The 18762-nt window shown below is 73.9% G+C and carries 16 protein-coding genes; 14 read left to right on the forward strand and 2 right to left on the reverse strand.

The genetic code is table 11. From position 1 onward, the window contains the following. The first annotated feature begins 187 nt into the window (after positions 1-187). From AC07A4_RS38045 to AC07A4_RS38055, 3 genes are read left to right on the forward strand one after another with little or no spacing between them, the layout of a single operon-like run. A complete protein-coding gene (locus AC07A4_RS38045; protein ID WP_478608242.1) occupies positions 188-1078 on the forward strand; it encodes a DUF5819 family protein in 891 nt (296 codons plus the stop codon). Next, positions 1075-2481: an HTTM domain-containing protein gene (locus tag AC07A4_RS38050; protein WP_478608243.1), complete on the forward strand. Its 1407-nt coding sequence runs from the start codon at positions 1075-1077 to the stop codon at positions 2479-2481. The genes AC07A4_RS38045 and AC07A4_RS38050 overlap by 4 nt, the downstream gene beginning before the upstream one ends. Beyond that, the gene (locus tag AC07A4_RS38055) at positions 2478-3284 is read left to right on the forward strand and encodes a TrmH family RNA methyltransferase (protein WP_478608246.1); all 807 of its coding nucleotides are present in this window, start codon (positions 2478-2480) and stop codon (positions 3282-3284) included. Before AC07A4_RS38050 ends, AC07A4_RS38055 begins: the two co-directional genes overlap by 4 nt. A 61-nt stretch (positions 3285-3345) precedes the next feature. Here the strand turns inward: AC07A4_RS38055 and paaN are convergent, their stop codons facing one another. Next, a complete protein-coding gene (paaN, locus tag AC07A4_RS38060) occupies positions 3346-5037 on the reverse strand; it encodes a phenylacetic acid degradation protein PaaN (RefSeq protein ID WP_478608249.1) in 1692 nt (563 codons plus the stop codon). 195 nt (positions 5038-5232) lie between these two features. Here paaN and AC07A4_RS38065 point away from each other — a divergent pair, with 195 nt between their 5' ends. Then, complete coding sequence (locus AC07A4_RS38065; protein ID WP_478608252.1) at positions 5233-6747, forward strand: 3-hydroxyacyl-CoA dehydrogenase; 1515 nt, start codon at positions 5233-5235, stop codon at positions 6745-6747. Then, complete coding sequence (locus tag AC07A4_RS38070) at positions 6744-7337, forward strand: TetR/AcrR family transcriptional regulator (protein ID WP_478608255.1); 594 nt, start codon at positions 6744-6746, stop codon at positions 7335-7337. The genes AC07A4_RS38065 and AC07A4_RS38070 overlap by 4 nt, the downstream gene beginning before the upstream one ends. A 71-nt stretch (positions 7338-7408) precedes the next feature. Here AC07A4_RS38070 and AC07A4_RS38075 read toward each other — a convergent pair whose 3' ends face one another. Next, entirely contained in the window at positions 7409-7894 is a 486-nt protein-coding gene (locus tag AC07A4_RS38075; RefSeq protein WP_478608485.1) for an Lrp/AsnC family transcriptional regulator, read from the reverse strand. Positions 7895-8109: 215 nt separating this feature from the next. Here AC07A4_RS38075 and pdhA point away from each other — a divergent pair, with 215 nt between their 5' ends. The 9 genes from pdhA (at position 8110) to AC07A4_RS38120 (ending at position 18710) form a co-directional block, all read left to right on the forward strand. Next, complete coding sequence (gene pdhA, locus AC07A4_RS38080; protein ID WP_478608258.1) at positions 8110-9252, forward strand: pyruvate dehydrogenase (acetyl-transferring) E1 component subunit alpha; 1143 nt, start codon at positions 8110-8112, stop codon at positions 9250-9252. After that, positions 9249-10253, forward strand: a complete 1005-nt coding sequence (locus tag AC07A4_RS38085; protein WP_478608261.1) for an alpha-ketoacid dehydrogenase subunit beta — start codon at positions 9249-9251, stop codon at positions 10251-10253. The genes pdhA and AC07A4_RS38085 overlap by 4 nt, the downstream gene beginning before the upstream one ends. Then, the gene (locus tag AC07A4_RS38090) at positions 10253-11671 is read left to right on the forward strand and encodes a dihydrolipoamide acetyltransferase family protein (RefSeq protein WP_478608264.1); all 1419 of its coding nucleotides are present in this window, start codon (positions 10253-10255) and stop codon (positions 11669-11671) included. The genes AC07A4_RS38085 and AC07A4_RS38090 overlap by 1 nt, the downstream gene beginning before the upstream one ends. Before the next feature lie 205 nt (positions 11672-11876). Continuing rightward, complete coding sequence (locus AC07A4_RS38095) at positions 11877-13061, forward strand: DUF6457 domain-containing protein (protein WP_478608267.1); 1185 nt, start codon at positions 11877-11879, stop codon at positions 13059-13061. Between the two features lie 590 nt (positions 13062-13651). Next, the gene (locus AC07A4_RS38100; RefSeq protein ID WP_478608269.1) at positions 13652-15247 is read left to right on the forward strand and encodes a molybdopterin molybdotransferase MoeA; all 1596 of its coding nucleotides are present in this window, start codon (positions 13652-13654) and stop codon (positions 15245-15247) included. Next, positions 15244-16350 (forward strand): potassium channel family protein, encoded by a 1107-nt coding sequence (locus AC07A4_RS38105; RefSeq protein ID WP_478608272.1) that lies wholly within the window; start codon positions 15244-15246, stop codon positions 16348-16350. Before AC07A4_RS38100 ends, AC07A4_RS38105 begins: the two co-directional genes overlap by 4 nt. A gap of 112 nt (positions 16351-16462) precedes the next feature. Then, a complete protein-coding gene (locus AC07A4_RS38110) occupies positions 16463-17440 on the forward strand; it encodes an NAD(P)H-quinone oxidoreductase (RefSeq protein ID WP_478608274.1) in 978 nt (325 codons plus the stop codon). Positions 17441-17673: 233 nt separating this feature from the next. After that, positions 17674-18078, forward strand: coding sequence for a hypothetical protein (locus tag AC07A4_RS38115; protein WP_478608277.1), 405 nt, complete (start codon positions 17674-17676; stop codon positions 18076-18078). 89 nt (positions 18079-18167) lie between these two features. After that, positions 18168-18710 carry a bacterial proteasome activator family protein gene (locus AC07A4_RS38120; protein ID WP_478608279.1) on the forward strand — a complete coding sequence of 181 codons (543 nt, stop codon included), beginning with the start codon at positions 18168-18170 and terminating at the stop codon, positions 18708-18710. Positions 18711-18762 lie beyond the last annotated feature (52 nt).

Below are 18762 nucleotides of genomic sequence, written 5' to 3' on the forward strand. Positions count from 1 at the left end.
GCGGGACGGGCCCGGCGGGCCTGACAGGTCCTCCGCGCCGGACGGGGGCGAGGAGGCCTCTGGGGTTGAGGGGCCTGACAGGGCTGAAGGGACTGAAGGGGCTGGGAGGGCCGGAGAGACTGAGGGGTCTACCGAGGCTGACGGTTCCGCTGGGTCCGGAGGGACCCCCGCGCCGCTGGATGACGACGTGCCGGAGCGCCCCGCCGCGCCCGCGGGGACCGTGGAGCCCGTGGAGCCCGTGGAGCCCGCCTCAGGGCCCGCTTCAGAGCCCGTAGAGCCCGCCTCGGGGCCCACCTCAGAGTTCGCAGGGCCAGCCTCAGAGTTCGCGGAGCCCGCCTCAGGGCCCTCCGAGCCCGCGCCGCCCGCCGCGGGCGGGATCGCCGGGCTCCCCCGTGGTTACCAGCTCGTCGCCGCCCTCGCCCTGGCCGTGGTCGTCGTGACGGTGTGCGTACACGTCGGCATGCTGTTCCTGCACGTGGCCCCGCCGAACACCGTGAGCAAGAAGCACGGCGAGACCATCGCCGACTGGGTGTACCCGGAGTTCGAGCAGAACTGGAAGCTGTTCGCGCCCAACCCGCTGCAGCAGAACGTCGCGGTGCAGGCCCGGGCGCAGATCCGCACGGCGGACGGCGGCCGCCGGTTCACCGGCTGGTACGACCTGTCCGCTCAGGACGGCGCGGCCGTCGACCACAACCCCCTGCCGAGCCACACCCAGCAGAACGAACTGCGCCGGGCCTGGGACCTCTTCGTGTCCACGCACGACGCGCAGAATCGTCCCACCGGCCTGCGCGGTGAGATCTCCGAGCGCTACATCCGCCGCATCGTGCTGCTGCGCATCGACCGGCAGGGCCCGCTGCGGCGCGGGGAGGCCTTCGACCAGGTGCAGGTCAGGTCCCGTACGGCCGGGGTGCGGCCGCCGAAGTGGAGCGACGAGAAAGCCAACGCCAAACCCGTGCTGAGGCTGCTGCCCTGGTGGTCGGTGACCTCGGACGACCTGCCGCTCGCCGACGACGCGCGCGCGAAGCGCGACGTCGCGGCCGAAGGGCGCCCCCGGGCCCCCGAAGGGAGCCCCCAGTGACCCGCCCCGTCCGTCCCGACCGCCTCGTCCGTCCCGACCGCCTCGTCCGCCCCGACCGTCCCGTCCGTCCTGGAGACCTCGCCCGTCCCGGCCGTCTCGACCCGCTCGCACGGGGCCTCCAGCGCGTCACCTCCCGCGCGCTCGGCCCGTACCAGAGCGCGGTGGTCCGCATCGGCTTCGCGGCCACGTGGCTGCTGTTCCTGCTGCGCGAACTGCCGCACAGGAACGAGCTGTACGGGCCCGACGGCCCCTGGGCCTGGGACATGGCGCGGCAGCTGACCTCCGTGAACGACGCGTTCACGGTGCTGCTGTGGTCCGACTCGCAGCTGTGGTTCGAGGCCGTCTACGCCTTCGCCGTGCTCAGCAGCGCCCTGTTCCTGCTGGGCTGGCGCACGCGCGCCATGTCCGTGCTGTTCATGGTCGGGGTGCTGTCGCTGCAGAACCGCAGCATCTTCATGGGGGACGGCGGCGACAACGTCATCCATCTGATGGCGATCTACCTGGTGTTCACGCGCTGCGGGCAGGTGTGGTCCCTGGACGCGCGCCGCCACGCACGCGCGCGTGCCGACGAGCACGACGGGCGTGTGCCGGACGGGCACGAGGGACGTGTGCCGGACGTGGACGATGCGTCGGTGCGCGCCGAAGCGCACGGCGTCCACGCGGGCGTGGACCACGTCGGGCCCGCGCTGTGGTGGGGGCTCGGCGTCGTGCTGGTCGCCATGACGTTCATGGCGGAGCTCCGCTGGTTCTGGCTGGCGCTCTTCTGGGGGCTGTGGGTGGCCCAGGGCCTGTGGTGGGCCGTCGGGCGGCGGGCCCCGGGCGGCGACACCCGGCGGCTGCTCGACGTCGTGGCCAACCTCGTGCACAACGCGGCCCTGCTCGTGATCATGGTGGAGGCGTGCCTGATCTACGCGACGGCGGGCTGGTACAAGATCCAGGGCAGCCGCTGGCAGGACGGCACCGCCGTCTACTACCCGCTGAACCTGGACTACTTCTCGCCCTGGCCCGCGCTCTCCGACCTGCTCGCCTCGCACGGCGTGATGATCATGATCATCACCTACGGGACCGTCGCGGTGCAGGTGGCCTTCCCGTTCACGCTGCTCAACCGGCGCGTCAAGAACGTGCTCCTGACGCTGATGATCTTCGAGCACGCCGTCATCGCCGTCGTCCTCGGACTGCCGTTCTTCTCGCTCGCGATGATCGCGGCCGACGCGGTGTTCCTGCCGACGTCGTTCCTGCGGCGGCTCGGCGATGGAGCGGCACGCGCGCGTGGAGCGCTGCTCTCCCGGCTGCCGGGGCCGCGTCTGCCGGGCGGCGGGCACCCGGCGGCGCAGGAGCCTCAGGAGGGCGCTGAACGGGCGCGGGAGGACGCTGAGCACGCGCGCGTAGGCTTCGGTGCATGAGCGGTACGGATGCGGGTGAGGCGCGGGTGGCGGCGGACGCGGTCCGCGCGTGGCGCGGGCTCGCCGAGACGTCGGTGCTGCTCGACGGCTTTCACGCCCTGAAGCACGCGCTGCGCTTCGGCGCGCGCGTACCGGTGGCGCTGACCGGGGACAAGGACGCCGCTCTCGGCCTCGCCGAGGACCTCGCGCCGGATGTCGCGGACGCCCTTGGCGACCTGCTCGTCGAGACCGACGACGCCACGCTGCGCGCCCTGGTGCCCCGGCCGCACCCCACGGCGGTGGTGGCCCTCGCGGAGCGCCCGTCCCGTGCGGCTAACCTGGAGGCGTTGGGGCGCAGGCCGCGGCACGCGCCCGTGATCGTCCTCGATGACCCGCGCAACCTCGGCAACGCCGGGGCGGTGATCCGGCTCGCCGCGGGCTTCGGCGCGACCGGTGTGGTGACGACCGGCACGCTCGACCCCTGGCACCCCACGGTCGTCCGGGGCGGCGCGGGGCTGCACTTCGCGACGGCGGTGGAGCGCGTGGACGTCGCCGAACTGCCCGAGGGACCGCTGTTCGCGCTGGACGCCGAGGGCGAGGACATCCGGGGGCTCAAGCTCCCCGACGACGCCGTGCTGGCCTTCGGGTCCGAGCGCAGCGGCCTGTCGGCGGCGCTGCGGGCCCGCGCGGACCACCTGGTGTCGCTGCCGATGCGGCCGCAGGTGTCCAGCTACAACCTGGCGACGAGCGTCGGCATGACGCTCTTCCACTGGTCCTCGTCCTCACACCGGCCGTTGGCCGGTGCCCCGGGAGCGCAGGACTGACCCTCGCTCCCGGGGTCGGCTCCGGGACCCTCCTCGGGGCCCCGGAGCCGTGCCGCCTCGCTCAGGCGTCCTTGCGGATCTCCACCACGCGGAAGCGGTTGGCCACGAACGCGCCGTCGCACAGCGCGGCGTTCGCCGCCGGGTTGCCGCCCGAGCCGTGGAAGTCCGAGAACGCGGCGGTCTGGTTCACATAGACACCGCCGGTCAGGTTCAGCGACAGCTGGGCGCTCTCCTCCAGGCAGGTCTCCTCGACGGCGGAGGCCACGTCCTGGGAGGTGGTGTAGGCGCCGACGGTCATGGCGCCCTTCTCGCGCACCGTGCGCCGCAGCAGGTCCACCGCGTCCGCCGAGGAGTCCACGGCGACGGCGAACGACACCGGGCCGAAGCACTCGCTGAGATACGCCGCCTCGGCGTCCGGCTTCGCGCCGTCCAGCTTCACGATCACCGGGGTGCGCACCACGGCGTCCGGGAACTCGGGGTTGGCGATCTCCCGCGAGGGGAGGGCGACTTCACCGATGCTCGCGGCGCCCTCGAGGCGGGCCTTGACGTCCGGGTTGACCAGGGCGCCGAGGACGCCGTTCGCCCGGGCGTCGTCGCCGAGGAGGCCGTTCACCGCGGCCGCGAGGTCCGTGACCACGTCCTCGTACGACTTGGCGCCCGCGTCGGTGTCGATGCCCTCGCGCGGGATGAGGAGGTTCTGCGGGGTCGTGCACATCTGGCCGCTGTACAGGGACAGGGAGAAGGCCAGGTTCGACAGCATGCCCTTGTAGTTGTCGGTCGAGTCGATGACGACCGTGTTGACGCCTGCCTTCTCCGTGTAGACCTGCGCCTGGCGGGCGTTGGTCTCCAGCCAGTCACCGAAGGCCGTCGACCCCGTGTAGTCGATGATCTTGACTTCGGGGCGCACCGCGAGGGTCTTGGCGATGCCTTCGCCGGGGCGCTCGGCGGCGAGGGCGACCAGGTTCGGGTCGAAGCCCGCCTCGGTGAGGACCTCGCGGGCGATCCGCACGGTCAGGGCGAGCGGAAGGACCGCGCGCGGGTGCGGCTTGACCAGGACCGCGTTGCCCGTGGCCAGGGAGGCGAAGAGGCCGGGGTAGCCATTCCAGGTCGGGAAGGTGTTGCAGCCGATCAGCAGGGCCACGCCGCGGCCGACCGGGACGAAGCGCTTGTCGAGGACCAGTGGGTCGCGCTTGCCCTGGGGCTTGGTCCACTCGGCGGTGCCGGGGGTGCGGGCCTGTTCCGCGTACGCGTACGCGACGGCTTCCAGGCCGCGGTCCTGGGCGTGCGGGCCGCCCGCCTGGAACGCCATCATGAAGGCCTGGCCGCTGGTGTGCATGACGGCGTGCGCGAGCTCGTGCGTGCGGGCGCTGAGGCGCGACAGGATCTCCAGGCACACCGCGGCGCGCCCTTCGGCGCCCGCCTCGCGCCAGGCGCGCAGTCCGGCGCGCATCGCGGGCAGCAGGGTGTCCACGTCTGGGTGCGGATACGTGATGCCCAACTCGGGGCCGAAGGGGGAGACTTCCGCGCCCGTCCAGTCGTCCGTGCCCGGCTGGTCCAGGTCGAAGCGGCCGTTCAGGAGGGACTCGAAGGCGGCCTTGCCTTCCGGCAGGCTCAGGCTGCCGTTCTCCCCATAGGCCTTGGGGTGCTCGGGGTGCGGCGACCAGTACGCGCGCGTGCTGATGGCCTCCAGGGCCTGGTCGAGCGTGGGCCGGTGCTTGGCGATCAGCTGGTGCGCGGTGAGTTCGGCGGCCATGACGGACCAACTCCTCGTCGAGTCAGCTCTCCTTCGAGCTGGCGAGCTGGGCAGGGGCAGTGGGCAGGAACAGCTGGACAGAGCTAGAGTAACCGAACGATCGGTCGGGACAAGAGGGTCTGCCAAAGCTGTGGAAAACCTCCCCCGCCCACCCCGAACCCCTGGCCAAGACCCTTGTGCGGGAGGATCGCGAGCATGACAGCACTCGATCTCAGCAGCCCGGTCGCCGTGGTCGGCACCGGCACCATGGGCCAGGGCATAGCCCAGGTCGCGCTGGTGGCGGGACACCCGGTGCGGCTGTACGACGCCGGACCCGGCCGCGCGAAGGCGGCCGCCGAGGCGATCACCGCCCGTCTGGACCGGCTTGTGGAGAAGGGCCGCCTCGACGCGGACGCCCGCGCCGCCGCGGGCGGGCGCCTCCAGGCGGTCGACAGCCTCGCCGAGCTCGCCGGGTGCGGCCTCGTCGTCGAGGCGATCCTGGAGCGACTGGAGGTCAAGCAGCAGCTGTTCCAGGAGCTCGAGGACATCGTCGCCGAGGACTGTCTGCTCGCCACGAACACCTCCTCCCTGTCCGTGACCGCCATCGCGGGCCCGCTGGCCAGGCCCGGCCGCTTCGTCGGCCTGCACTTCTTCAACCCCGCGCCGCTGCTGCCCCTCGTCGAGGTCGTCAGTGGCTTCGCGACGGACGAAGCGGCCGCCACGCGCGCGTACGCCACCGCCAAGGCCTGGGGCAAGACCCCGGTCCGCTGCGCCGACACCCCTGGGTTCATCGTCAACCGCGTCGCGCGGCCCTTCTACGCCGAGGCGCTGCGCGCGTACGAGGAGCGGGCCGCCGACCCCGCGACGATCGACGCCGTGCTGCGCGAGTGCGGCGGCTTCAAGATGGGCCCCTTCGAACTCACCGACCTCATCGGCCAGGACGTGAACGAGGCCGTCACGCGCTCGGTGTGGGAGTCCTTCTTCCAGGACCCCAAGTTCACACCGTCGCTCGCCCAGGGCCGTCTGGTCGCGGCACGCCGACTGGGGCGCAAGTCCGGACAGGGCTGGTACGGATACGGTCCTGACGCCCCGCGCGCGGAGGCGCACACGGCGGAACCCGCCGCCGCGCCGGGGGCCGTCACGCTGCACGGTGAACTGTTCCAGGCGGCCGCGCTGGTCGGGCTCATCGAGGCGGCGGGGATCCGCGTGGAGCGCGGCGACGCCGGGCTCGCCGCGTACCCGGGCTGGATCGAACTGCCCGCGGGGGCGCGCCTCGCGCTCGTCAGCGGCACGTCCGTGGAGACGGCCGCGCGCCCCACGATCGAGTTCGACCTGGCCCTCGACTACGCGTCCGCGACCCGGATCGCCCTCGCCAGGGACGTCCGCGTGAGCGACGAGGCCCTCGGGGAGGCCGTGGGCCTCTTCCAGGCCCTCGGCAAGCAGGTCAGCGTGATCGGCGCGACGCCGGGCCTGATCGTGGCCCGTACGGTCGCGATGCTCGTGGACTTCGCGTACGACGCCGTGGCGCGCGGCGTGGCCGACGCCGCCGACGTCGACACGGCCATGCGCCTGGGCGTCAGCTACCCGCGCGGCCCGCTGTCCTGGGGTACGGAGCTCGGCGCCCCCTGGGTGGCCGAGTTCCTCGACAACGTGCACGGCGAGTACCCCACCGGGCGCTACGCCCCCTCGCAGGGGCTGCGGCACGCGGCCGCGCGTGAGGAGAACGGATGACCATGGCACGGCGCGACCCCTACACCCCCGAGACCCTCCTCGAAGTCGCCGTACGCGTCTTCAACGAGCGCGGCTACGACGGCACGTCCATGGAGCACCTCTCCAAGGCGGCGGGCATCTCCAAGTCGTCGATCTACCACCACGTCGCGGGCAAGGAGGAGCTGCTGCGGCGCGCGGTGAACCGGGCGCTCGACGGGCTGTTCGCCGTGCTCGGCGAGGAGCACGCGCGCGTGGGGAGCGCGGTCGAACGCCTGGAGTACGTCACCCGGCGCACGGTCGAGGTGCTGGTCGCCGAGCTGCCCTATGTGACGCTGCTGCTGCGCGTGCGCGGCAACACCGACACCGAGCGCTGGGCGATGGAGCGGCGCAGAGACTTCGACCACCAGGTCGCGGCCCTGCTCAAGGAGGCCGTGGCGGACGGCGACCTGCGGTCGGACGTCGAGCTGCGCCTCGCCACCCGGCTGCTCTTCGGAATGATCAATTCCGTCGTGGAGTGGTACCGGCCGGACAGCCGGGGCGCCGCCAACGGGACGGAAATCGCCGACGCCGTGGTGCAGTTGGCGTTCGCGGGACTGCGTACGAATGGCTGAGACCCGACGTCCGCGAGGCCGCTGAGCCGCACAACGGGCCTTGGAGGGACCCTAGGGCCCCCGCTAAGGCCCTAGCCCTCCGTCTCCAGGTCGTCCTCCTCGAAGACCAGCAGCGTGCGCGTGCTGAGCACCTCGGGGATGGCCTGGAGGCGGGTGAGCACCAGTTCACGCAGCGCGCGCGTGTCGGGCGTGTGCACCAGGAGCAGTACGTCGAAGTCGCCGCTCACCAGGGCGATGTGGGACGCGCCCGGCAAGGTGCGCAGCTGGTCGCGGACCGTGCGCCAGGTGTTCTGGACGATCTTCAAGGTGATGTAGGCGGACGCGCCCTGACCCGCTCTTTCGTGGTTGATCCTGGCGCCGAAGCCGCGGATGACGCCGTCGTCGATCAGGCGGTTGATGCGTGCGTAGGCGTTGGCCCTCGACACATGGACGCGCTCCGCCACGGAACGTATCGAGGCGCGACCGTCCGTGTGCAGGATCTGCAGGATGTCGCGGTCGATGGCGTCCAGCGGACGGGGCTGCGGTTCAGGACGGCTCCCGTCCTGCCTGTCGGCCATTCGTTCAGATGCCATGTCCCCCCGCCTCCTTACCATGGACGTAATGCGTCCATCCCAGGCTGTGCAGAACCGTTTGTCCACAGCCTGGAGGTGCCTGTAGCCAAAATGTGCCGACGACCGAACAATCGGTAGGTGAGGCGCGTCACACGATCGCGCCTCCGCCGCCGCTCCCACGAGGAGCCGGCTCCCCTCAGGATTCCCCAGGAGGTGCCGTCATGACGGTCATGGAGCAGCGGGGCGCCTACCGGCCCGCCCCGCCCCCCGCGTGGCAGCTCAGGACCGACCCCGCGCCGCTGCTGCCGGACGCGGAGCCGTACCGCGTGCTCGGCACCGAGGCCGCGGCCAAGGCCACCCCTGAGCTGCTCCTGCGCCTGCACGCCGAACTCGTCCGCGGTCGGCGGTACAACACGCAGGCGACGGCGCTCACCAAGCAGGGCAGGCTCGCCGTGTACCCGTCGAGCACCGGCCAGGAGGCGTGCGAGATCGCCGCCGCGCTCGCCCTCGAAGAGCGCGACTGGCTGTTTCCGAGCTACCGGGACACCCTCGCCGCCGTCGCCCGCGGCCTCGACCCGGTGCGCGCCCTCACCCTGCTGCGGGGCGACTGGCACACCGGGTACGACCCGCGCGAGTACCGGATAGCGCCGCTGTGCACCCCCCTCGCCACCCAGCTCCCGCACGCCGTGGGCCTCGCGCACGCGGCCCGCATCAAGGGCGACGACGTGGTCGCGCTCGCCATGGTCGGCGACGGCGGCACCAGCGAGGGCGACTTCCACGAGGCGCTGAACTTCGCTGCCGTCTGGCAGACGCCCACGGTCTTCCTGGTGCAGAACAACGGCTTCGCGATCTCCGTGCCGCTCGCCAAGCAGACGGCCGCGCCGTCCCTCGCGCACAAGGCCGTCGGATACGGCATGCCGGGCCGCCTGGTCGACGGCAACGACGCGGTGGCGGTGCACGAGGTGCTCGGCGAGGCCGTGCGGCGCGCGCGCGAGGGCGGCGGCCCCACGCTCGTGGAGGCGGTGACCTACCGCGTGGACGCCCACACCAACGCGGACGACGCCACGCGCTACCGCCCCGACGACGAGGTCCAGGCCTGGCGCGACCACGACCCGATCCTGCTCCTGGAGCGCGAGCTGACCGCGCGCGGGCTGCTCGACGAGGAGCACGCGCGCGCGGTGCGCGACGCCGCGGAGGCGATGGCGGCCGACCTGAGAGAGCGCATGAACCAGGACCCGGTCCTCGACCCCATGGACCTGTTCACGCACGTGTACGCCGAGCAGACCTCCCAACTGCGGGAGCAAGCGGAACAGTTGCGGGCCGAGCTGGCGGCCGAGAACGAGTCGGAAGGAGCGGGCCGATGACCACTGTCGCCGTGAAGCCGGCCACCATGGGGCAGGCCCTTGGCCGCGCCCTGCGCGACGCGCTGGCCGACGACCCGACCGTGCACGTCCTGGGCGAGGACGTCGGCACGCTCGGCGGCGTCTTCCGCGTCACCGACGGCCTCGCCGCGGAGTTCGGCGAAGACCGCTGCACGGACACGCCGCTGGCCGAGGCGGGCATCCTGGGGACCGCGGTCGGCATGGCCATGTACGGCCTGCGGCCCGTCGTGGAGATGCAGTTCGACGCGTTCGCGTACCCGGCCTTCGAGCAGCTGATCTCGCACGTGGCGCGGATGCGCAACCGCACCAGGGGCGCGATGCCGATGCCGATCACCATCCGGGTGCCGTACGGCGGCGGGATCGGCGGCGTCGAGCACCACAGCGACTCCTCCGAGGCGTACTACATGGCGACGCCGGGACTCCACGTCGTCACGCCCGCCACCGTCGCCGACGCCTACGGCCTGCTGCGCGCCGCCATCGCCTCCGACGACCCCGTGGTCTTCCTGGAGCCGAAGCGCCTGTACTGGTCCAAGGCCGAGTGGAACCCGGACGTCCCGGAGCCGGTGGAGCCCCTCGGCAAGGCCGTCGTGCGGCGCCCCGGGCGCAGCGCCTCGCTGATCACCTACGGCCCGTCCGTGCCGGTCTGCCTGGAGGCCGCGGAGGCCGCGCGGGCCGAGGGCTGGGACCTCGAAGTCGTCGACCTGCGCTCGCTGGTGCCCTTCGACGACGAGACGGTGGCCGCGTCCGTGCGGCGCACCGGGCGCGCGGTCGTCGTGCACGAGTCCGGCGGATTCGGCGGCCCCGGCGGGGAGATCGCCGCGCGCGTCATGGAGCGCTGCTTCCACCACCTGGAGGCGCCGGTCCTGAGGGTCGCCGGGTTCGACATCCCGTATCCGCCGCCGATGCTGGAGCGGCACCACCTGCCGGGCGTCGACCGCATCCTGGACGCCGTGGCACGGCTGCAGTGGGAGGCGGAGAGCTGATGGCCCAGGTACTGGAGTTCAAGCTGCCCGACCTCGGCGAGGGCCTCACGGAGGCGGAGATCACCCGCTGGCTCGTGCAGGTCGGCGACGTGGTCGAAGTGGACCAGCTGGTCGTCGAGGTCGAGACGGCCAAGGCCATGGTCGAGGTCCCGTGCCCGTACGCGGGCGTGATCACCGCCCGTTTCGGCGAGGAGGGCACCGAACTGCCCGTGGGGGCGCCGCTCCTGACGGTCGCTGTGGGAGCCCCTGCGGTGGGAGCGCCCGCCGCTGGCGGGGCGGATGACGCCCCGGCCGGTACGGCGGACGAGGCGTCCGGGAACGTACTCGTCGGCTACGGCACGGCGTCCGCGCCCGCGCGCCGGCGCAGGGTGCGGCCCGCGCGCGGGGTGCCCCGGCCGCCGGTGGCGACGCCGTCCGCGCGGGCCGCGCAGGCAGGGCCGTCGGCGGCGGACACCGACAGGCTCCCCACGCGCGGGGACGGTCCCGTGCCCGTCATTTCGCCCCTGGTGCGCAAGCTGGCCCGCGAGAACGGCCTGGACCTGCGGGAGTTGTCGGGCTCGGGCCCCGAAGGGCTGATCCTGCGGGCCGACGTCGAGGACGCCCTGCGGGTCTCGGCGGCCACGGCCGCGCCGCTCGCGGGACCCGCGTCGGCGTCCGCCGCCGCGCGCTCGGCCGCGCCGGGCCTCGGCGCCACCTTCGGCGGCACCCGGCAAACGGCTCCCTCCGGAGGCGCGACGCGGATTCCGCTGCGCGGGGTCCGGGGCGCCGTCGCCGACAAGCTGTCCCGCAGCCGCCGGGAGATCCCGGACGCCACCTGCTGGGTCGACGCCGACGCGACGGAGCTGATGCGGGCGCGCACGGCGATGAACGCGGCGGGCGGACCGAAGGTGTCCCTCCTCGCGCTGCTCGCCCGGATCTGCGCGGCGGCCCTCGCCCGCCATCCCGAGCTCAACTCCACGGTCGACATGGAGGCCCGTGAGGTCGTGCGGCTCGACGCGGTCCACCTCGGCTTCGCCGCGCAGACCGAGCGCGGACTCGTCGTGCCCGTCGTCCGGGACGCCCACGCGCGCGACACGGAGTCGCTGAGCGCCGAGCTCGCCCGCCTCTCGGAGTCGGCGCGGGCCGGGACGCTCACGCCCGGGGAACTCACGGGGTCCACGTTCACGTTGAACAACTACGGCGTGTTCGGCGTGGACGGCTCCACGCCGATCATCAACCACCCCGAGGCGGCCATGCTCGGCGTCGGCCGCATCGTGCCCAAGCCCTGGGTGCACCAGGGGGAGTTGGCGGTGCGGCAGGTCGTGCAGCTGTCGCTGACCTTCGACCACCGGGTGTGCGACGGCGGCACGGCGGGAGGCTTCCTGCGGTTCGTCGCGGACTGCGTCGAGCAGCCCGCGGTCCTGCTGCGCAAGGTGTGACGCCCGCCGCCGCGGCACCCCGCGCGCCGGGGGCGACCGCGGCGGCCGTCCCGCCGTGAGCCGTGCGGGGTGGCTCTGGCGGGCGGGGCACGCGCGGGTGGCGCACCGCTGAACCCGGTGCGGTGAGCAAGCGAAGAACGGGGCGCGGGAGCCTCGCGGGCACCCGTGGGGTGGCATCGGCACCCCCGGCGCCCATACTCGGGGGATGACCTCGAACACGGCCACGGGCGCGGTGGCGTTCGACGCCGTCGTGCTCGCCGGCGGCCGGGCGGCCCGCCTTGACGGCGCGGACAAGCCCGGCGTGCGGGTGGGCGGCCGGGCGCTGCTCGACCGCGTCCTCGCCGCCTGCTCCGGCGCGGGCACCACCGTCGTCGTGGCCGCGCCCCGGCCCACCGAGCGGCCCGTGGTGTGGGCGCGTGAGGACCCCGCGGGCGGCGGGCCGCTCGCCGCGCTCGACGCGGGTCTGCGCCGCACGAGCGCCGAGCTGGTCGTGGTGCTCTCCGCCGACCTGCCGTTCCTGCGGGAGCGGACGGTACGCGACCTCGTCGCCGCGGTGGGGACGGCGGACGGCGCGCTGCTCACCGACCCCGAGGGCCGGGACCAGCCGCTCGTCGCGGTGTACCGGAGTGAGGCGGTACGAAGGGAACTCGCGCGGCTCGCCGCCGGGGGCGCCGGGGGCGCTGGGGGCGCTGGGCGCCTCGGGGCCGGTGGTGGCGCTCGGGGCGGTGGGGACTTGGAGCACTCCGGGGGCGCCCGGGACGCTTCGCGCGCCGAAGCTCGCGCGGACACCCACGACGGGCGCGGCCACACGCCGGGTCCCGGGCTCGGTCCCGGCCAGGGGCCTGGTCCCGATGAGGGGTCCGGACTCGCCGGGCTGCCCCTGCGGTGGCTCACCGCGCGCCTCTCCCTGGTCCGGGTCGCCGAGCCGATGGCCGCGTTCGACTGCGACACCTGGGACGACATCGCCGCCGCCCGCGCGCGGATCAGGGAGCATGGACGTGTGTTGGATGAATGGATTTCCGCAGTCAAGGACGAACTGGGCATCGACCTCGACGTCGACACCGGCATCCTGCTCGACCTCGCCCGTGACGCCGCCCATGGCGTGGCCCGGCCCGCGGCGCCGCTGACGACCTTCCTGGTCGGGTACGCGGCGGCGCGGGCCGGAGCCGACGGCGGCCCCCAGGCCGTGGCGGAAGCGGCCCGGAAGGCCGCCGCGCTCGCGGCTCGCTGGGCGGAGGAGTCCGCCGGCGGGACCGGAACGGCTGCCGCCCCCGGTACGGCCGGGGCGGTGGCGAAGCCGGAGCCGACGTCAGGCCCGGCGGCCACGACCGGCGCGGAGCCGTCGGGAGCGCCCGCTGCCCCGGCCGAAGCGACCCCGGACGCGCGGTGAACGGGCCCAACCCGGCGGACGCCGAATTCGACGAGGCCCTCGCCTTGGCGAACGAGGACCGCCGGGCGCCGGGGCCCCCGGCGGCCGCGACAGCCGGGGGCCCCGGCGGCCGGCGCGAACGGGGCGACGACCCGGTCTCGGTCCCTGGCCCAGGCCACCAGGGCCGTCCAGGCCGCCAAGGCCGTCCGGACCACCAGGCTGGTCAGGGCCACGAGGCTGGCCAGGATCCCGAGGCCGGTCGGGGTTCCGAGGCTGGTCGGTTTGGCGAGGCCTTCGACGGCTCTGACGGCTTCGAGGGCTCCGACGGCTCAGAGGGCATCCGGGGCTTCGAGGGCTTCCAGGGCTCCGACGGCTTCGACGGCTCCGACGGCATCCGGGGCTTCGAAGACGGTCGGTCTGGTCAGCGTCCCGAGGGCGGTCGGGCTGGCCAGGGTCCCATGGGCGATCCGGCCCCCGAGGCCGCTCAGGCTGGCCAAAGCCCCGAGGCCGGTCGGGCCTCCGAGGGTGGTCGAGTCCGCGAGGGCGGTCGGGTTGCTGAGGGTCCCGAGGGCGGTTGGGGTTCCGAGGCTGGTCGGGCCGGTCAGGGACCTTTGGGCGATCCGGGCCCCCAGGCCGGTCAGGCTGGCCAAGGCCCCGATCCCGGTCAGGCCCACGAAGGCGGCCAGGCGCCCGAGCCCGGTCAGGCCCCCGAGCCCGGTCAGGCCCCCGAGCGCAGCCAAGCCGGCCAGTCCGCGGCCTCCGCAACCCGGCGGCCGGAGACCTCACCCCCCACCCCCCACAGCCCCACCCCCCACAGCCCCACCCCCCACAGCCCCACCCCCCACAACCCCACCCCCCACAACCCCACCCGCCCCCCACCCAGGCACGCGCACGCCACCCCCTGGCCGAAGGCGCGTTCGCTCGCCAGCGGGGCGGGCGCGGCCGGAGCCGGTGCCCCGCGGGAGACGCTGGCCCTCCACGACTGTCTGGGCCGGACGCTCACCGCACCCCTGACCGCCCTCACCGATCTGCCCTCCTTCGACACCTCGGCGATGGACGGCTGGGCCGTGGCCGGACCGGGGCCCTGGGCCGTGCTGCCCGGCGGGGTCCTGGCCGGGCAGGAGCAGCCCGCGCCGCTCGGCGACGGCGAGGCCGTGCGGATCGCGACCGGAGCCCGGATCCCGCGTGACACGACCGCCGTCATCCGCAGCGAGCACGCACGCGTGAGCGAGCACGCCCGCGTGGACGACAAGAGCCAGTTGCACGCCGAACGCGACGTCGTCCCCGGCCAGGACATCCGGCCGCGCGCACAGGAGTGCCGTACGGGCGACGAACTCCTGCCGCCCGGAGCCCTGGTGACCCCGGCGGTGCTCGGCCTCGCGGCGGCGGCGGGGTACGACGCGCTGACCGTCGTCGCGCGCCCCCGCGTGGAAGTCCTGGTCCTGGGGGACGAGTTGCTGACCCAGGGGCTCCCGAACGAGGGCCGCATCCGGGACGCGCTCGGCCCGATGCTGCCGCCGTGGCTGCGGGCCCTCGGCGCGGACGTCATCGCCGTTCGGCGTCTCGGCGACGACGCGGAGGCCCTGCACGAGGCCCTGGCCGGTGCCACGGCCGACGTCGTGGTGACGACCGGCGGCACGGCCTCCGGCCCCGTCGACCACGTCCACCCCGCGCTGCGCCGCATCGGCGCCGAACTGCTCGTCGACGGCGTGGCGGTACGCCCCGGACACCCCATGCTGCTGGCCCGGCTGCCCGGTGCGAAGGCGGCGGCCAAGGCATCCGCCCCCGCCCGTCACCCCGTCCGTCACCCCGTACGCCACCTCGTGGGCCTCCCCGGCAACCCCCTCGCCGCGGTCTCCGGCCTGCTGACCCTGGCCGAGCCGCTGCTGCGCGGGCTCGCGGGCCGAGCCGTCGCCGAGCCGTACACCGCTCCGCTGCGCGATGACGTCCAGGGCCACCCGCACGACACCCGTCTCGTGCCGATCGTCCTGCGGGCCGAGTACGCGGTGCCGCTGCACTACAACGGTCCGGCGATGCTGCGTGGCATCGCCGTCGCCGACGGGCTCGCCGTGATGCCGCCGGGCGGTGCGCGCCGCCACCAGGAGGTGGAGATCCTGGATCTGCCGTGGACCGAACCGGGAGGCAGCCACGGGGAGTTGGGCCCCGATGGCAAGGCCGACCCCTTCAGCGAGGTGTGTTTCACGTGAAACTGCCCGGCCATGACGCCATCGCGCGCCAAGCCGACGAACACTTGGTGACACTCCGGATCAAACTGCCCAAGCGTGTCGTCGAGCGGCCGCTGCGGCAGGTCGGCAAACGCCTGCTGATGGCCATGTGCGTCCTCGCGGCGACGATCCTCATCGTGTGGTTCGACCGCGAGGGCTACCACGACAACGCCAACGGGACGGTCGACTTCCTCGACGCCTCGTACTACGCCACCGTGACGCTCTCCACCACCGGATACGGCGACATCGTGCCGCACAGCGACACCGCGCGGCTGGCCAACATCTTCCTGATCACGCCGCTGCGCGTGCTCTTTCTGATCATCCTGGTCGGCACCACGCTCGAAGTGCTGACGGAACGCACCCGTGAGGAATGGCGGCTATCCCGCTGGAGGTCCAACTTGCGTGACCACACCGTCGTCGTCGGATTCGGCACCAAGGGCCGCTCCGCGATCCAGACCGTGCGGGCGACCGGGCTGCGGCCCGATCAGATCGTGATCGTCGACCCGAGTTCGAAGGTCGTCGACGCGGCCACGGCGGAGGGATACGCGGGCGTCGTCGGCGACGCCACCCGCAGCGATGTGCTGCTGCGGGCCGAGCTCCAGCGGGCCAGCCAGGTCATCGTGGCCACGCAGCGGGACGACACGGCGGTCCTGGTCACCCTCACCGCCCGGCAGCTCAACAAGAAGGCGAAGATCGTCGCCGCGGTGCGCGAGGAGGAGAACGCGCCGCTGCTGCGCCAGTCCGGCGCCGACGCCGTCATCACCAGCGCCAGTGCGGCGGGCAGGCTGCTCGGCCTGTCCGTGCTCAGCCCGAGCGCGGGCCTGGTCATGGAAGACCTGATCCAGCAGGGCAGCGGCCTCGACCTCGTCGAGCGGCCGGTGATAAAGGCCGAGGCGGGGCGGAGCGTGCGCGACACCAAGGACCTCGTCGTCAGCGTCCTGCGCGGGCACCGGCTGCTCGCGTACGACGATCCGGCGGTCGGCGACCTCCAGTTGACGGACCGTCTGATCACCATCGTGCGGGCTTCCCCGGCGCCCGAGGCGGCGACGGCCGACGGGCGGCGTGGCGCGCGGTCCCTGGACTGAGGCCCGCCGTTCCCGGGGCTGACGCCCGCCGTTCCCGGGGCCGCCGGAGGGGCCTCGCCGGGGTGCGGCCGCAGCGGCCTCGCCCGGGGGCGGCGGGAGTAGCCTCGCCCGCATGTATGCGATCACGATCCCCGAACCCGGCGGGCCCGAGGCGCTTCAGTGGGCCGAGGTCCCCGATCCCGTACCCGGTGAGGGCGAGGTCCTCATCGACGTGGCGGCCAGCGCCGTGAACCGCGCCGATCTGCTCCAGCGGCAGGGCTTCTACGCCCCGCCGCCCGGCGCGTCCCCCTATCCGGGCCTGGAGTGCTCCGGCCGGATCGCCGCGCTCGGCCCCGGCGCCGTGGGCTGGGCGGTCGGCGACGAGGTGTGCGCGCTGCTCGCGGGCGGCGGGTACGCGGAGAAGGTCGCCGTGCCCGCGGGGCAGGTCCTCCCGGTGCCGGACGGCGTCGACCTCGTCACGGCGGCGGCGCTGCCGGAGGTCACCGCGACGGTGTGGTCGAACGTGTTCATGGTGGCCCATCTGCGCCCCGGCGAGACGCTGCTCGTGCACGGCGGCGCGAGCGGCATCGGGACCATGGCGATCCAGCTCGCGAAGGCCGTCGGGGCGCGGGTCGCGGTGACGGCGGGCGGCAAGGAGAAGCTCGCGGTCTGCGCCGAGCTCGGCGCGGACGTGCTCATCGACTACCGCGAGCAGGACTTCGTGGAGGAGGTGCGGAGGGCCACGGGCGGGGCCGGGGCGGACGTGATCCTGGACATCATGGGCGCCAAGTACCTGGACCGGAACGTGCGGTGCCTCGCGGTGAACGGGCGGCTCGCCATCATCGGGATGCAGGGCGGGGTGAAGGGCGAGCTGAACATCGGGGCGCTGCTGAGCAAGCGGGGGGCGATCACGGCGACGTCGTTGCGGGGGCGGCCCGTCGGGGAGAAGACGGCGATCGTGGCGGCTGTGCGGGAGCATGTGTGGCCGTTGGTGGGGGTGGGGAAGGTGCGGGCCGTTGTGGATCGGCGGGTGTCCCTGCGGGATGCCGGGGCGGCGCATCAGGTGTTGGAGGGGGGTGGGCATGTGGGGAAGGTGGTGCTGGTGAGGTGAGGGTGCGGGTGGGTGGGGCCTCGCGGTGCGCCCCAGGCCCGCCCCTTCCCGAACCGGGGGCTGCCGCCCCCGGGCCCCCGCCCCACAAGCGTTGGCGCTTCGCGCCTCGTCCTCAAACGCCGGACGGGCTGAGTCTCACGCTGCTGGAGGCTCTGGCGTGCCGGATGCGTGAGGGCGTGTGACGCTGGCTGTACGTCCTTGGTCTTGGCCGGCAGCGGGAGGGGGTCCTCGCGGTGGTCCCACGGCTGCGTTGTGCGCTGTCCGCGGTGGCGCTGTGCGCGCTGCTGCTCGCCCCGGGGGCGCCCGCGTACGCCGCCGAGCCCCTGCCCGCGCCGTCCGCCGCCTACTACGACGAGGTGTCCCTCGCCGGGACCCGCGCGGGCGAGGGGCGCGCGCGGCCCGGGCGCGCGGAGCCCCTCGACGTACCCGAGCCGCGCGCGTGGCGCCCGCTGCCGCCCCCGCCGCGCGAGCCGCGCCCCGACCCGCCGCCGCCCTCCGCCGACGCCGCCGGGGCGTTCCGGCGGCACGCCGCGACCGGTCCGCCCATCCCCGGCCTGCGGGTCCTGCCGCTCGGCGCCGGTCTCGTCCTGATCGGCCTGGGCCTCGGCTTCCTCGGCCTGCGGCTGCGCCGTGGCTGACGCGCGCGCGTGTGCCCGTGAACAGGGTGGATCACGGGCGTATGGGGGCACCACGGATGTGTGAGCAACCGGTGCGAGAGAATGGCGGCATGGAGATGCCGAGGAACGAAAGGTCGCCGGAGAACCCCCAGGTCCTGGTCGTTGGCCAGGACGGAATGGCGCTCGGCGGCGGAGGCGACGACGACGCCCGCGAGGTCCCGGTGACGGACATGGTCGAACAGCCCGCGAAGGTCATGCGCATCGGCAGCATGATCAAGCAGCTCTTGGAGGAGGTGCGCGCGGCACCTCTGGACGAGGCGAGCCGGGTGCGCCTCAAGGAGATCCACGCGAGCTCCGTGAAGGAGCTTGAGGACGGCCTCGCGCCGGAGCTCGTCGAGGAACTGGAGCGCCTGTCGCTGCCGTTCACCGAGGAGACCACGCCCAGTGACGCGGAACTGCGCATCGCGCAGGCCCAGTTGGTGGGCTGGCTGGAGGGGCTCTTCCACGGGATCCAGACGACGCTGTTCGCCCAGCAGATGGCCGCCCGGGCGCAGTTGGAGCAGATGCGCCGCGCGCTGCCGCCGGGCGTCGGGGGCGGCATGGACGACGAGGAGGGCGGCGTGGCGGGCCGCACCGGAGGCCCCTACCTGTAAGAGGTACACAGCCGAAGGGGCCCGGTACGCAGGACGCGTACCGGGCCCCTGG

This window comes from Streptomyces sp. NPDC043996, from assembly GCF_056435225.1.

Bases quoted from the DNA above. Each gene is read 5' to 3' on its own strand.
- AC07A4_RS38120 (WP_478608279.1), top strand. From the start codon at position 18,168: ATGGAGATGCCGAGGAACGAAAGGTCGCCGGAGAACCCCCAGGTCCTG.
- AC07A4_RS38085 (WP_478608261.1), top strand. From the start codon at position 9,249: ATGACCACTGTCGCCGTGAAGCCGGCCACCATGGGGCAGGCCCTTGGC.
- pdhA (WP_478608258.1), top strand. From the start codon at position 8,110: ATGACGGTCATGGAGCAGCGGGGCGCCTACCGGCCCGCCCCGCCCCCC.
- AC07A4_RS38090 (WP_478608264.1), top strand. From the start codon at position 10,253: ATGGCCCAGGTACTGGAGTTCAAGCTGCCCGACCTCGGCGAGGGCCTC.
- AC07A4_RS38110 (WP_478608274.1), top strand. From the start codon at position 16,463: ATGTATGCGATCACGATCCCCGAACCCGGCGGGCCCGAGGCGCTTCAG.
- AC07A4_RS38070 (WP_478608255.1), top strand. From the start codon at position 6,744: ATGACCATGGCACGGCGCGACCCCTACACCCCCGAGACCCTCCTCGAA.
- AC07A4_RS38095 (WP_478608267.1), top strand. From the start codon at position 11,877: ATGACCTCGAACACGGCCACGGGCGCGGTGGCGTTCGACGCCGTCGTG.
- AC07A4_RS38065 (WP_478608252.1), top strand. From the start codon at position 5,233: ATGACAGCACTCGATCTCAGCAGCCCGGTCGCCGTGGTCGGCACCGGC.
- AC07A4_RS38055 (WP_478608246.1), top strand. From the start codon at position 2,478: ATGAGCGGTACGGATGCGGGTGAGGCGCGGGTGGCGGCGGACGCGGTC.
- AC07A4_RS38075 (WP_478608485.1), bottom strand. From the start codon at position 7,894: ATGGCCGACAGGCAGGACGGGAGCCGTCCTGAACCGCAGCCCCGTCCG.
- paaN (WP_478608249.1), bottom strand. From the start codon at position 5,037: ATGGCCGCCGAACTCACCGCGCACCAGCTGATCGCCAAGCACCGGCCC.